Raw genomic sequence first — 14173 nt, 5'->3', positions numbered from 1 at the left:
TCGGATCTTGACTTAACGGCATTGCCCAATGCTAACCCTTATCAGCGATAACGAAAATTACCCCGGTAGTAATAACTCACTCCCCACCAAGGATGGCGGATGCTGAAGTCCAGATAGAACTCGTCCTCGGAAATTGCGCGTTCGCTGATGCTTGCCGAACCCAGCAATAAGCAATCCGGGATGTTCAGGCGGAGTGGACCGCATTGCCAGAAATGGCCATTGCTGCGATACAGTAACTTACCGTCTTGGACGCTGACGTTCAAGCGCAAACCAAAGCCGAACCCGATGGTTTCGATCAATTCGTGGTCGGCTGCATAGCTCATCCTGGAACTGAAGCAGTCGGTTTTGCCGTCCGCGTAAGTCATCGTCCGCTGCCAATGCAACCATTCGCCGTTGGCGGTCTTGTCTACTTCGGCTTGCGCCGCCTCCCCGCGCCACAGCAACAAGCCGCCGAACAAATGAATCACCCAGATCAACGGCAACAGATAGCTCGGATAGCCTATCTCCATCGTACCCACTAACCGGCTTTGTTGGCCGCCGCTGATTTTATAATGTCTTTGAATCACTTCCGGCAATTGTTGCCAGTCGTCGCCCAATACTTTTTCCATCAATGATACTGACATGGCTTAGCTCCAGAGTGAGTTGTGAAATACCATCAAGGTGGTGATGCCTATCATGCCGAAGAAGGCCGGCACGCCCAACCATAGCCATATCTTGGAATAATAGTGGTACAGATAGGGCAAGGCCCGGCCTTGAGCTAGCGACTCGACGGCAATGTCACGCATGCGGATCTGCAAGATCACCACCGGCAACCAGCACAGTCCGGTGATTAAATACAGCACCAACGTCCAACACAGCCAGCCGTCGCCGAACGATGCCGACAATTGCTCGGCCAATAAGACGCCGGTTAGCGGCTGGATAATCACGGTCGGTGTGGTGAACCACCAATCGGCCAACACTACATGTTTGCTGGTTGTCGCGATTGCCGCATGATCGCCGCTTTTGTCGGCCATTACTTTGTAAAACACCGTGCCGGCACCCAAGCCGAACAGCACGATGGCGCTGAGGATGTGGATCAATTTTAACGATAAATACATCATGACTGTTCTCCTTCGATTGCTCTAACCATCAACAAACACATTAAAAACGGCAGGTTTTTCAGTAGTGGGCCGAACGGGTGGAAAACAAACTCCGGCAAGCGCAACGCCACTACCAGGCTATAGCCCAGGACGATCCAGAACTGCCAAAGCAGCAGTTTGTTGATCCGAAACCGCACTAAAGTTGCCAGACCCATGGCAATATCCATTGCCGCCAAACCGTATAAAGCTATTGGCGCGCCCAAGCCGTTGACCCCGAGCGGCGCCAACAATTGGTAACTGAGTTGATGCGGGTAGAAAAACAGCGATGTGATGCCGCTCCATAACCAGACGAAGGCAATCGTGTATAGCAACAAAGGCTTAAAAAAATACAAGCCGGCATGCCAACGCTCGGCCTGGCTGGCCGCTTGTTCGAACCATTGCTCGTTCAAGTTGACGGGCGCACGACCCAAAAATTGAGTGAGCGGACCTGAATCTGCGCTATTGCCTCGATTCAGCATCGCTACGTTATCTTTGCTCAAAATCGGCTCGTCCAGCCATTTGCCCAAGCCGGCCATGGTCATCGCATAGTGGTAAGGAATGGAGCACGTTTTTGCCATGGGTTTGCCCAGTCGCCGCCTGAGCCCTTGCAGCCAGTCCGCATAAGTTATCGGACTGGGGCCGACCAAGGCCAAGGTCTTACGGCCGGAAACAGCGGGCTCAAGACAACGACAGACCGTAGCGGCTACATCATCGATGTGAATGGGTTGTAAAAGCTGGTATCCACCATCCGGTAGCAAGTGCACTGGTAAGGCCGCAAAGGCATGAAACAAGCCACTACTTTGTCCGCCGTGGCCGTAAACCAGCGACGGTTGCAGTACAAACCAGTCTACGACCAATTCCTGTAAGGCAACGTCTGCGGCTTTTTTACTCAGGTGGTAAGCCGATTCCGCATCCGCATCGGCACCAAGAGCTGAAAGTTGCACGATCTTTTTTACCCCGGCTTGGGCACCTGCCTCAAACAAGGCTACCGGCGCTTGGGTTTGCAATTGGGCAAAGCTCCGGTTATTGTTCTCGGCAATAATGCCCACGCAATTGACGATTGCATCGATGTTTTGCAGAAGCGGCAGCCAGGAGTCGATTGCACCGGCCTTGGCGAAGTCCAATTTTAATGGGGTCAGGTTTGGATGATCGATCAGCAGGCGTTCGGGGTGACGGCAACAGGCAGTGACCTGGTGACCCTGCCGCAGCAACTCGCGTAGTACGGCGTTGCCGATAAAACCGGTCGCGCCGGTTAATAGAATATTCATGGTTTTGCTCCAAAAGTTGAGAGGCAGGAGCAGGTTAACGACAGCAATTTGGACGAACTTCCAGATTGATAGGACAGGAATATAAATAATTTACGCTGGATATAAACCCATAAATATCAACGTCATATATATTTACAAAATGATAAAAATGGAGTTTTTTTCTTTAGACGGCGTGCGTTTTGCGAAATTGTCCTGGCGCCACACCGACGATGTCGCGAAACGCCGCATAAAAGTTGGACTGAGTGCTGAAGCCCACTGTCAGGCCAATCGACAATACCGACGCATTGGGTTCTGCCAATAGCAGTTTTTTCGCTGCGGCTATGCGCTGCTCGCGGATGTAGCGGGAAAAGCCTTGTTGAAATTCGGTATTGATCAGTTCCGACAACTGATGCTGACTCACCTCCAATTGCTCAGCCAGCAGGGCTAGATTTAGAGTTTCCAGCGCATATAGTTTGTCCTGTGTCATCAACAAATCGAGCTTGGCCAGCACTGCGGACTTATCTACATTTTTTAATGTCGATTCCGCATAAGCCGCTTGCACCGCTTCCGACACGTCGGCGGCGATGCCGGGGAAACGCAGTAAGGTCAACGCCACCGCAAAAAAGGCCATACCAATCAAGATACTGTAAGCACCGATAAAGTCGGTTTCATTGAGCAAGGGCCAAATAAACCCCAACACCAACACCGCCAGGGCAATCGCAAACAAAGTCCCCAATGCCAACAGCTCCAGATGAAAACGCCGGCGTTGTTCGCGCAGTGCATAGACCGTTTTTGCCAGCCACAGCAAATATCCGCTGCCGATTAAAAATGCGCCGGGTAAGGCCAGGTGGTAAGGCAAGCTAAAGCACAATACTAACGGTAAAACGTGCAGGCCGTCGTGCCAGCGACAGTGAACTTGGGTAAGCAATAACTGCCGGCTGTAGAAATAAAAGCTGGGGGCGATGCTGTATAGCAGTAGCAAATACAGCGCAGAGTGCAGGTAATCGAATCGGTTTAATATCCAGCCCAGATGCAAAGTTTGAATGCCTGCCAAGCCGGCGATCAACAAAAATCCGGCCCATGGCGCAGAGCCGCGTTGCAATTCCTGGCGCTGCAAGAGCTTGCCGATGATTAACAACAGTGCCGCGCCCAAAGAAAACCCGATGAATAATAAAGAAGCGATTTGCATGGCAGACCAAGCGGAAAAGACGTTTTGAGTTTAGCCAGTATTTTTCATGCCGGCTAATCGGCAGCCGGGTACAGTGCATGGTTTTAGCTGGGTGCTATCGCTTAACGCCGGTAGCCGCTAAAATCACAGCTTGTCGAACAAGAGGAAACGCAGATGGCTTTAGCGGAAAAATTATCGATCAGCGTGGCGGATTATCTGCAAGGCGAATTGGTCAGCGACATCAAGCACGAATATATTAATGGTGATGTTTATGCGATGGCAGGGGCGAAAAGGTCACACAACATTATCAGCATGAACCTGTCTGGCTTGGTTTTTTCGCATTTACGCGGCACACCCTGTCGGGTTTTCAATTCAGATATGAAGGTGAATATCCAAACCGCCCAGGATGACTGTTTCTTTTACCCGGATTTGCATATTACCTGTTCTGCGACCGACACCGCCGAACATTACAACAGCCAGCCGAAGTTGATTATCGAAGTGTTATCTGACACCACCGAACGCTACGACCGCGCCGAAAAGTTTCACCATTACCGCAAACTATCCAGTCTGGAAGAATACGTGCTGATTGCTCAAGATACACAACGAGTCGAATGCTATAGCCGCGACAATCAATGGGATTTACGGCTTTATCAAGCCGGTGATCGGGCAGTGTTGCAGTCTATTGGCTTGGAATTGGCCGTTGCCGAAATTTATGAGGGGATAGCGTTCGACGATGTGGCTTAGAGACGCAATCCCTGCGTCTCTAATTTTCCGATCTACTTAGAACTTACGCCAACACCACCGGAATTTTGCCGATTTTTGATTGCCATTCCTTCGGTGCGGTATTGTGGATCGACTCCCCGCGACTATCCACCGCCACCGTCACCGGCATATCTTCCACCACAAATTCGTGAATCGCTTCCATACCCAGCTCAGGAAACGCCACGACACGCGCTTGTTTGATAGCTTTTGACACTAAATATGCCGCGCCGCCGACCGCGATCAAATAGACGGCTTGGTGCTTAGCAATGGCTGTTATCGCTACAGGGCCGCGTTCGGATTTACCTATCATGCCCAGCAGACCTGTTTTTTCCAGCACTGTCTCGGTAAAGCTGTCCATCCTGGTGGCTGTAGTCGGACCCGCCGGGCCAACCACTTCGTCACGTACCGCATCGACCGGGCCGACGTAATAAATGAATTTGTCTTTTAAATCGACGCCGTTCGGCAAGGGTTCGCCTTTGTTCAACAAATCAACGATACGCTTATGGGCGGCGTCGCGGCCGGTCAATAGCGTACCGCTGAGCAACAAGGTTTCGCCCGGTTTCCAGTCGGCAACGTCTTGCTTGGTCAGGCCGTCGATATTGACCCGCCGCGCCGTGCTGGCAGATTGCGTGATTTCCGGCCAATCGGATAATTTAGGCGGCGTTAATACGGCTGGGCCCGAGCCGTCCAATACGAAATGGGCGTGACGGGTGGCGGCGCAGTTTGGGATCATCGCCACCGGTTTGTTGGCGGCGTGAGTCGGGTAATCCAGGATTTTCACATCCAGCACCGTGGTCAGCCCCCCCAGACCTTGGGCACCGATGCCTAGCGCGTTGACCTTGTCGTACAACTCCAGCCGCAACTCTTCCAACGCATTGCTGGGGCCGCGCGCGATCAAGTCCTGAATATCGATAGAACCCATGCAAGCCTGTTTGGCCAAAATCATGGCTTTCTCAGCGGTGCCGCCGATGCCGATACCCAAAATACCGGGCGGACACCAGCCAGCGCCCATGGTCGGTACGGTTTTCATCACCCAATCGACGATGCTGTCGGCCGGATTGAGCATGACGAATTTGGATTTGGCTTCCGAACCGCCGCCCTTCGCCGCCACTTCCACGTCTACTTTATCGCCGGGCACCAATTCCATATGGATCACCGCCGGGGTGTTGTCTTTGGTATTGATGCGTTTGCCGGCCGGATCGGACAGGATCGAGGCACGCAACACGTTATCCGGATGCAGATAAGCCCGGCGTACGCCTTCGTTGACCATTTCGCTGACACCCAGCTTGGCGTCCCAGCGCACCTCCATACCAATCTTCAAAAACACCGTGACGATCCCGGTGTCCTGACAAATCGGCCGGCGTCCTTCGGCGCACATCCGCGAGTTAATCAGAATCTGCGCCATCGCATCCTTGGCTGCCGGGCTTTGCTCTTTTTGATAAGCCGCATGCAAGGCCTGGATAAAATCTTGCGGGTGGTAATAGGAAATGTACTGCAAGGCATCGGCGATGCTTTGGATGAAATCGTCTTGGCGAATGGTGGTCATGGCGGAATCGAAGGCTTAAGAAACAGATCAAAATTTACCACGAAGCGCCAAGCGGTTGAGTATTTTTGGGTTTGCCTCGCCATTTTTGGAAGAAGATTTGGGCAAACAGGTATTGGTCCGGTATCGCCTATTTCGCCTCGGTTAAGCGACACTTACGGAATTTTCCTGTCATGGCAATGTAAACCTTACCGCCGACATTCTCGTAATGTGTACGCGAATCAAGACCATCACACCCCTGGCAATTTTTTTGAACTACAGGGAACACGACATCTACCGGTCCCGGTGCGGATGGAAAAACGCGTCACTTGCCATGTTAGGTCGTTTCTGGCTATTTTAAGCCAAATAATCTAACCTCTATGTCATGCTTTCTTCATGTCTAGTACTAGACAATCTTTAGATTTATAAAAGCTTTTATATCAACCATCCAATTTGGCCCATTAGCCTGAAGATAGACCTCTAAATATTTATATCGATTAATTAGGTATCTAACAACCGCCAACCATAGCCTGGATTCGACGGTCGATCCGATTCATTTTTTGGCTGGCATTACGCCGCTTTTAAGTGCTCCGGTGAATCGCTCGCCGGTTTTTTCAATGTAAAAATCAGGAGTTTATTCATGCCCAACGATAATCTAATCTCCGCAAGCATCAGCGCCGAAGACATTCAAGCCGTCAAGGATGCACTGGCACTGGTGCGCGACAAACTGCCGTTCTTGGTTTCGCTACATCCTCAGGAACGTCGGGAAATGGCTAAGATGGGTGAAAAATCCATCGGTTTCGACGAAAAATGTACGCTATATATGAGCAACCACGCCGAATTCGTACCGGGCTTTCTGGATTTGGCGGAAGTAGCGCGCGACCGCGCTTTGCGCGCGCGGATTCTGGAGTTTTGGAGCACACTCAATGCTCTGACCCAACAAGTCGACGATACCTTGATGGTAGTCAATCAAGATATCTGGATGGCTAATCTGGCTTATTACCAGAGCGTCCGCGAAGCCGCCAAGCGCGGACGTCCCAACGCCCAGACCTTGTATGACGATTTGCGCACTCGTTTTCCCGGTGGTGGTGGCGTGAAAGCTGCGCCGGTGGTGGCGGATGCTCAGGTGCGATGACGATTTGGCGCCTGCGGCGACAGGATGCATTTATTAACCCGGCCCTTAAATTCCCTGGATTCGTCATTCCCGCGAAGGCGGGAATCCATTATAGGCGCTGGGCTCCCGCCTTCGCGGGAGCAACAATATTTGAGGGCCGGGTTAATAACAATCATATGGGGCACCGGCCCGTTCTATTGTCTGGCCTGGAATGGCGTTTAGCCGAAGCTGCATTCGGGTACCGCGCCTAATGCTCGCCCGGCATCGAGGGGCTGCTTCGGAAGGTCGGCGGGGTACTTCAGAAGCACCCCGCTGACCTTACCAGCTACCTCGCCCAGTTTTCGGAGTATCCTGTCGATCTTCGAAAGTATCCGGTCGATCTTTTGTTCATCTACTTCAATCTTTTTCGGGTCCGAGACAATCTTCCGAAAATCTCGGCCAATTTTTTTAGGTATCAAGCCGATACTCGCCGGTATCCGGCAGACAAGGTGAACATTCAAGACGAGGAAAAATTAGCGGCCGTTTATCATTCGTCGCCGAGTTAGTACATTTGTACTGGTACCAATGTAACATTGAGTTATGTCGCGATTTATTACAGCATTAGAGCTTAGCTGTGATTGAATTGGTGTTATCGACCCATTCCGGTCCGTCACGTTTCTCCAAACCGGCCAGTCTGAAATATCTTGATTCTGCGAATTGGAGGGCCACAAAGCAGCCGTTGGTGATCTCATCCAATCGGCCATCAACAGACGATTAGGAGTTTCTGTAAAATAGCAAATGTGCGCTAAAGCCACCAACCGATAACGTTCGTCATAACCAAGAAATCCTTTATCGGGCCAATTTTCGCCCCTGGTTATGGCAATGTTGAGCATAATATCTATCCCCATATTAAACGAGCGAAACTAGCATCGTTATACTCAAAATCAGCGAAATAATAGCGAATACCTTTTTCAAATAATTTACTGGCAGTCTATGGGAGCAGGCAACGCCGCAGGGGGTGACAATAGCGCTAGCGGTAGAGATCGCTAAAAATGCTGGCACATTTATAAACCCAATGACATAGGGGTTGCTTAATGTCTCATACCAGCCGTTAATCATGTAACCAATTGTGCCCGTGACAGCGATAGGTAATCCAATTGCCGCCGAGGAACCAATGGCTTTTTTTATAGCCACATTCCTATATACCAAGTAGCCAATAGTCAGAAAACCTCCACCCACTGCAGCAAGTGTTGATACTGATCCGATACACACTCCAGCCGTAGCTAGTCCGCGGAAGCTCATCGACATTTGACGGGGGTTGGGCTGCCAATTCATAAACATTTGCACCGCTACAATCGCTATAAACAGCGCAAAAAACAGGGCAATATAGGCTGCGCTAAAGTTAGCGGCCAACTGGGTAGTCAGAATAGAACCAAGGATGATTCCCGGAGACATTCCGCGAACGATCTGCCAGTCAACCGCGTTTCGTGAAACATGTGCGTGGACGCTTGCGGCTGAAGAAATAATCATGCAAGCCAATGACGTTCCCAATGCCACATGAACTACTTTTTCTACGCTAATGCCTTGGTAAAGAAAAATGGATGACAGCATAGGAACCAGAATTCCACCGCCACCAAGTCCCAGTAAGCCCGCGATAAAGCCCGCCAAAGCCCCCATCAAAAGGTACAGCAATATCCATTCAACACTTGGCATGTAAAACCAACTTATTTATTAGCGTTTTGGAGTAACCAGACGGTCTCCGTTGCTGCAACTTCGCCCTTCAATCCACCTTCAATATTCTTGCTTTCAACAGACTTCAGCCGGTAAGCAGCCTCATAATGTTGCTTTACTTCGTTTTCGGTCACTGAAAACGGAGGCCCATCCATCTGCAGTTGGTCGTATTCATAAGTAATCAGCAACTGCGCTGCCGTGCCACTTATGTTCATCAGATGCGACGTATAGTGCTCCCGTAAGCCGGATGGCAGGGCAACTAAGGCTGCCCGATCGTATATCGCGTTTATGGCACCAAGAAGCTCGGTAGACACGTCGAAAATATCACCGACGAATATGTCTATGTCTTTAGCACTGTATTGGGTCAATTTTCCAGCCTTAAAGGTTTTTGGCTCTAAGCCAAGTTCATTGAACAACTCGCTAACGGCGAGTTTGCTCAATTCCGCGCCAGCCACTCGATAACCTCTGCTAAGCAACCACGCTATATCCCTGGTCTTACCGCACAACGGCAGAAACACGCGACTGCCTTTTTTCAGATGTAATTCTTTAAAATGCGCGACCAGATGTTGGTTTGCCTCGCTTTCATGAAATGCAATCTCACCGCGTTCCCATTTTTGATGCCAGAAACTTGCTTCCATCTCGACTCCTTAAATCATTAGCCTATTAAAATTCAACATTTATTTGGTGTTTCAGTCTTGAAAAACCGTTATTTTCGAGCCTAGGATAAAAGTTCAAGTCAACTTGAGGTCAAGCATTAATTTCAACAGGAAAATGTATGGATATTACTGAGGTTACTAAGGCATCGGGATTACCGGCCTCCACGTTGCGTTTTTATGAAGAGAAAGGATTGATTCGGTCTACAGGGCGAATAGGGTTACGCCGTATATTCAGTGGCGATGTGTTGGAGCGTCTGGCATTAATTGCTTTGGCGCGCGGTGCCGGTTTCTCGCTTGATGAGATCGGCGAGATGTTTACCCCTGAAGGGCCTGACATCGATAGAACGTTGCTTTTGGCCAAGGCGGATGAGTTGGATAGAAAAATTAATGAACTGACGGCTATGCGTGATGGACTTCGCCATGCAGCGGTCTGCAATGCGCCCAGCCATTTTGAGTGTCCAAAATTTCGTCGCCTCCTCCGAGTTGCGGGTAAACATCGGTTCAGGCAGCCAAATAAATTGAAGGACAAAATTTAAGTGATGAGTGCGATTATCTCAGCTCGGCTTTACTGATTGTTTAGGGTATTAACATGTGCCATGTGTGATCGCTTCTAAATCGGTGCTTGCTCTCGGATGAGAAAATCGTATACCGAGGCTACGGTTCTATATCACGGTTTTTTTAATGCTAAATAACTGAGTATCCTATGAAACGAACGGCTTTAATTTTAATTGATGTGCAGCAGGGTTTTGATCACCCGAAATGGGGCATCAGAAATAACCCTGATGCAGAACGGAACATTGCCCGGCTGCTGGCGCGTTGGCGAACGTTGTCGTTACCGATAATCCATATTCAACACCTTTCCGCTACTGCAAATTCGCCGTTAGCGCCTGATCAACCGGGCTGTGATTTCAAACCTGAAGCCCAACCCATAGACGGCGAACCGGTCTTCGGCAAGCAGGTGAATAGTGCTTTCATTGGAACGGGTCTGGATCAGTTTCTTAAAGAACACGGCATACATAACCTTATCATCGCGGGTTTCACCACCGACCATTGCGTCTCCACCACAACCCGCATGGCGGGCAATCTCGGCTATGGAACCATACTTGTGTCCGACGCGACCGCCACTTTTAATCGCCGTGGGCTCGACGGCGTCAATATCTCCGCTGACGCCATCCATAACGTGCATTTGGCCAGCCTTGACGGCGAGTTCTGCAAGGTTAGAGGCACGGACGAAATATTGACCGATTTTACTTAAACCACGTTAACTTCAGAGAAAGCCCATGAATACCTATCGGTTACATACTGAAATCGAAATAGCTGCCGAGCCGGAACACGTCTGGTCCATTCTTACCGAGTTCCCGGCTTATCCGGAATGGAATCCGTTTATTCTCAACATAGAAGGTGAAGTAAAACTGGATGCGAGGCTTAAAGTGCGGATTCAGCCCAGCAACGGAAAAGCCATGACGTTTCGGCCGCGCGTTTTTGCTGTCGAACCGGGAAAGGAACTACGCTGGCTGGGACATTTCTTGTTTCCCAATCTCTTCGATGGCGAACATCGGTTTGTCATTGAGCCTATCGCCGATGGACGCATCCGCTTTACGCAGAGCGAGCGTTTCAGCGGCCTGCTGGTGCCGTTATTCAAAAAGAGCCTTGAGCAAGATACCAAAATGGGCTTTGAAGCGATGAATCTGGCCATCAAGGCCCGCGCTGAGGCCTGACGATGCAAGTCTTTTGCTTTCTACAGCGTGCCTCACAACCCGATAGCCCTGATGCTTGAGCGCAGCCAGGTCAGTTCGAGATTCCGGTCGGCTCCCGCACGCCAGATCGATACGAAGTCGAAGCCGGGTATTGCGAACGGCGGCTCCAAGACAACTAAGTCGGGGGAGATTTTTTCCATATTGATGGCGCGCGCGGCAATGGTTAGCAACAAATCCGTTCCGACCAATAAGTCGGCGGCAACCGTAAAATGCGGCACCAGCACCGCTATGCGGCGTTGCGCTCCGAGCGCGGCCAGAGCCTTATCGACATGGCTGTGGTGCATGGCTTGCACCGAAACATGGATATGCGGGGCCTCAAGGTAATGGCTAAGCGATAGGCCGTTTTGCTCCGTTAGATTGCGGCGATCCGTTACCAACACAAAGCGTTCTTGAAAAAGAGTATCGCTTTCCAGTTCCTCCGGCATCATCGGAAACACACCAATTGCACCGTCCAATTCGCTTTCCGTCACTTGTCGCAACATCTCCAGTCGCGATGATTGGGTCACAACCAGATTAACACCCGGAGCCTCGGCGCGAAGACGCTGCAACAGCCCTGGCAGAACAACTGCAGAGCCATAATCAGACATGCCCAGGCGAAAGGTTCTCTGGCAATTTTCAGGCGAAAACGGCTCTGACATGACGACATTGCGGACATGAGTCAGGGCATCGGCTAACGGCCTTAGCAAGGCTGCTGCTTTAGCCGTTAAGCGCATTTCATTGCCGACCCGCACTAATAATGGATCGCCTATGAGATCGCGCAGGCGATTGAGTGCATGGCTAACCGCCGGCTGCGTCATTGCTAATCGAGTTGCCGCGCGCGAGATGTGCCGCTCTTCTAAAAGTGCGTCCAGAACCACCAGCAGGTTCAAATCTATACGCCTCAAGTCATGCACTGTATTCATAAGCCACGTACAATTTCTTCATTTCTATTCATCTTAATAATAACTGAAACTGTACGCCACTGGTTTAGCGGTAACCGTGGTGGTATCGGGCCAGTGTCAGGAGATTAAAATGTCTAATTCAAAATTATCCATCGAATTTCCCAACGGTATCAACTTTGCTCAAATTAGGGTTGCCAGACCCACCAATCAATTGGCTGCCGTTGTTCGTTTTTACCGCGACGGTCTGGGTTTGCCGGTGATCGGTTCATTTAAAAACCATTCCGGCTATGACGGCGTCATGCTCGGCTTACCCGGGCGTGACTATCACCTGGAATTTACCCAGTATGCATCCGGAGCTCCATGCTCAATGCCTTCCGCCGAAAACCTTCTGGTGTTATACGTCACCAATGCTGATCAGCGACAAACATTTTTTGAAAATCTTGCCTCTGTCGGTGCTGAAGAAGTAGCGCCGGAAAATCCTTATTGGTTGGATAAAAGCCGAACCTATGCAGATCCGGATGGTTGGCGCGTGGTGATTTGTTCGGTCGTTGGAGTCTGACCGGCGATGGCACCACGACACATTGCGCTCGCCTTATTGTGTGTGCTGGTTTGGGGCGGCAGTTTTTCGGTAATCCGTTGGGGGTTACAGGATTTACCGCCGCTGGCTTTTGCCAGTCTCCGCTTCGGATTGGTGGCATTGCTGATACCGTTTGTTCCACGACCAAACACTAGCTGGCGAACGATAGTTGTTTACGGACTAGGCTGGGGCGCAGTTCAGTTCAGCGGCCTGTTTCTGGCGATTCATCACGGGATGCCAACGAGCCTTAGCTCTGTCTTGGCGCAATCGCAGGTATTTTTCACGATGCTGTTCGGTATGATTTTACGATTGGAGTCGCTCAACATACGTAAAGGCTTGTCTCTGGGACTGGCGCTGGCGGGCTTAAGCATTATCGCGAGCGATGAATCCGCCGAGGTGCCGACGATTGCCATGGCGTTGAGTTTAATGGGCGCTGCCGGCTGGGCATCGGGAAATATCGTCGTCAGAATGGTAGCAACCGCCGGACAACGCTCCGACTCCCTGGCCTTTGTCGTCTGGGCATCATTGATTCCGGCCGTAATACTGGCATGTCTGAGTGCCGAGTTTGAAAACCATACTGCGATTTTTAACTTAAACACTGCAACCTCCGTCTCGGTAACGATAGCAGTGCTTTACCAGTCGCTAGGCGCGTTATTGATAGGCACTTTGGCCTGGAATCGATTGCTGCGGCATTATCCCGCGACCACCGTTGCATCATTTTCCTTATTGACGCCGATTATAGGCCTATCGATCGGTTGCCTGTTTTGGGGAGAAACGCTTTCCATATCGGCATTCGTCGGCTCGACATTGTTATTGTTCGGCCTGATAAGCAATCTATCCGTTGCAACAGTACATGCTAAATAGCCATCTAGCCGGCACATCGGTTTAGTAAATCATCAGTTGCTCAACACTTTGCACGAATGGCCTCCTTCCGATAACGCTTGTCGATTTCCAAGAAGTAAAGGGGGGACAGAGACGAATGTTGGAAGTGCTGGCAATGGAACTCGGATGCCTTCGGCACTACCAGCGCCGCTGGTCGATGTCATCTGACGATCATCATGCCCCCCTAATTCTGCTTGACCTTCCAATTATGTAAACCTTTATATTGATGCAATCCGGATGGTCACTGATGTAAGGCAGCTATCCATGATTAAAATTTGAATAATTTTTCAGGAGTTGAAATGGAATCACATTTGGTAGTCAGTAAGAAAACCGCGCATGCCTATAACACCGCCGCCGATTTATTCGATCACCCGGCCAATACGTTTTGGAGCCGATTCGGCAATAACACCATCGAGCGATTGGGGTTAAGAGAAGGAAACAGGGTATTGGATGTTTGTTCCGGAACCGGCGCTTCAGCCCTGCCGGCGGCGCGAAAGGTTGGCGTAGCCGGCCGAGTGGTTGCCGTCGATCTGGCGGAAAAATTGTTGGCGATGGCGGCTGAAAAAGCCAAAGCCGATGGTCTTGAGAACCTGGATTTTCGGGTTAGCGACATGCTCGCGTTAGCTTATCCCGATGGTTATTTTGATGCCGTCGTTTGCGTGTTTGGGATCTTTTTCGTGCCTGATATGGCCACCGCGGTCAGGGAATTGTGGCGCCAAGTCCGGCCTGGCGGGCGCCTGGCAATTACAACCTGGGGGGCTGAGTTATTCGAGCCAGCC

General features: G+C 50.7%; 17 protein-coding genes. 8 read left to right on the top strand and 9 right to left on the bottom strand.

Features of this window, described 5'->3' with window-relative positions; genetic code table 11:
• Positions 1-41: 41 nt before the first annotated feature.
• From A1332_RS23190 to A1332_RS23175, 4 genes are all read right to left on the bottom strand, one after another.
• A complete protein-coding gene (locus tag A1332_RS23190; RefSeq protein WP_064010762.1) occupies positions 42-623 on the bottom strand; it encodes a DUF4166 domain-containing protein in 582 nt (193 codons plus the stop codon).
• 3 nt (positions 624-626) lie between these two features.
• Positions 627-1100 carry a DUF2269 family protein gene (locus tag A1332_RS23185; RefSeq protein ID WP_064010761.1) on the bottom strand — a complete coding sequence of 158 codons (474 nt, stop codon included), beginning with the start codon at positions 1098-1100 and terminating at the stop codon, positions 627-629.
• The gene (locus A1332_RS23180) at positions 1097-2386 is read right to left on the bottom strand and encodes an NAD(P)H-binding protein (RefSeq protein ID WP_064010760.1); all 1290 of its coding nucleotides are present in this window, start codon (positions 2384-2386) and stop codon (positions 1097-1099) included. Before A1332_RS23180 ends, A1332_RS23185 begins: the two co-directional genes overlap by 4 nt.
• 163 nt (positions 2387-2549) lie before the next feature.
• Entirely contained in the window at positions 2550-3554 is a 1005-nt protein-coding gene (locus A1332_RS23175) for an AraC family transcriptional regulator (RefSeq protein ID WP_064010759.1), read from the bottom strand.
• Positions 3555-3707: 153 nt separating this feature from the next.
• Here A1332_RS23175 and A1332_RS23170 point away from each other — a divergent pair, with 153 nt between their 5' ends.
• On the top strand, positions 3708-4277 hold the full coding sequence (locus A1332_RS23170; protein ID WP_064010758.1) for a Uma2 family endonuclease: 570 nt from the start codon (positions 3708-3710) through the stop codon (positions 4275-4277).
• A 43-nt stretch (positions 4278-4320) separates the two neighbouring features.
• Here the strand turns inward: A1332_RS23170 and A1332_RS23165 are convergent, their stop codons facing one another.
• Positions 4321-5841 (bottom strand): fumarate hydratase, encoded by a 1521-nt coding sequence (locus A1332_RS23165; protein WP_064010757.1) that lies wholly within the window; start codon positions 5839-5841, stop codon positions 4321-4323.
• A 616-nt stretch (positions 5842-6457) separates the two neighbouring features.
• Here A1332_RS23165 and A1332_RS23160 point away from each other — a divergent pair.
• Positions 6458-6952, top strand: a complete 495-nt coding sequence (locus A1332_RS23160) for a hypothetical protein (protein WP_064010756.1) — start codon at positions 6458-6460, stop codon at positions 6950-6952.
• Between the two features lie 197 nt (positions 6953-7149).
• On the opposite strand, the gene A1332_RS23155 is transcribed toward A1332_RS23160, so the two are convergent.
• The 3 genes from A1332_RS23155 to tmpT all read right to left on the bottom strand — a co-directional run bounded on the left by A1332_RS23155 (position 7150) and on the right by tmpT (position 9279).
• On the bottom strand, positions 7150-7389 hold the full coding sequence (locus A1332_RS23155; RefSeq protein WP_157204097.1) for a hypothetical protein: 240 nt from the start codon (positions 7387-7389) through the stop codon (positions 7150-7152).
• Positions 7390-7819: 430 nt separating this feature from the next.
• Positions 7820-8623, bottom strand: a complete 804-nt coding sequence (locus tag A1332_RS23150; RefSeq protein WP_064010754.1) for a sulfite exporter TauE/SafE family protein — start codon at positions 8621-8623, stop codon at positions 7820-7822.
• Positions 8624-8634: 11 nt separating this feature from the next.
• Positions 8635-9279 (bottom strand): thiopurine S-methyltransferase, encoded by a 645-nt coding sequence (gene tmpT / locus A1332_RS23145; protein WP_064010753.1) that lies wholly within the window; start codon positions 9277-9279, stop codon positions 8635-8637.
• Between the two features lie 137 nt (positions 9280-9416).
• On the opposite strand from tmpT, the gene A1332_RS23140 reads away from it, so the two are divergent.
• The 3 genes from A1332_RS23140 (at position 9417) to A1332_RS23130 (ending at position 11015) form a co-directional block, all read left to right on the top strand.
• Positions 9417-9833: a helix-turn-helix domain-containing protein gene (locus A1332_RS23140; RefSeq protein ID WP_026600824.1), complete on the top strand. Its 417-nt coding sequence runs from the start codon at positions 9417-9419 to the stop codon at positions 9831-9833.
• 167 nt (positions 9834-10000) lie between these two features.
• Entirely contained in the window at positions 10001-10552 is a 552-nt protein-coding gene (locus A1332_RS23135) for a cysteine hydrolase family protein (protein WP_064010752.1), read from the top strand.
• Between the two features lie 25 nt (positions 10553-10577).
• Positions 10578-11015: an SRPBCC domain-containing protein gene (locus tag A1332_RS23130; RefSeq protein ID WP_064010751.1), complete on the top strand. Its 438-nt coding sequence runs from the start codon at positions 10578-10580 to the stop codon at positions 11013-11015.
• Between the two features lie 32 nt (positions 11016-11047).
• Here the strand turns inward: A1332_RS23130 and A1332_RS23125 are convergent, their stop codons facing one another.
• A complete protein-coding gene (locus A1332_RS23125) occupies positions 11048-11923 on the bottom strand; it encodes a LysR family transcriptional regulator (protein WP_197491548.1) in 876 nt (291 codons plus the stop codon).
• Between the two features lie 142 nt (positions 11924-12065).
• On the opposite strand from A1332_RS23125, the gene A1332_RS23120 reads away from it, so the two are divergent.
• The 3 genes from A1332_RS23120 to A1332_RS23110 all read left to right on the top strand — a co-directional run.
• Complete coding sequence (locus A1332_RS23120) at positions 12066-12494, top strand: VOC family protein (RefSeq protein WP_064010750.1); 429 nt, start codon at positions 12066-12068, stop codon at positions 12492-12494.
• Positions 12495-12500: 6 nt separating this feature from the next.
• Positions 12501-13376: an EamA family transporter gene (locus A1332_RS23115; protein WP_064010749.1), complete on the top strand. Its 876-nt coding sequence runs from the start codon at positions 12501-12503 to the stop codon at positions 13374-13376.
• 317 nt (positions 13377-13693) lie between these two features.
• Positions 13694-14173 (top strand): class I SAM-dependent methyltransferase (locus A1332_RS23110; RefSeq protein WP_157204096.1); only part of this gene is annotated, 480 nt, incomplete at its 3' end.

Source organism: Methylomonas methanica (genome assembly GCF_001644035.1).
Classification (GTDB): Bacteria; Pseudomonadota; Gammaproteobacteria; order Methylococcales; family Methylomonadaceae; genus Methylomonas; species Methylomonas methanica_A.
Note: the sequence above shows the minus strand (reverse complement) of the source record. Positions and strands in the feature narration are given on the sequence as shown.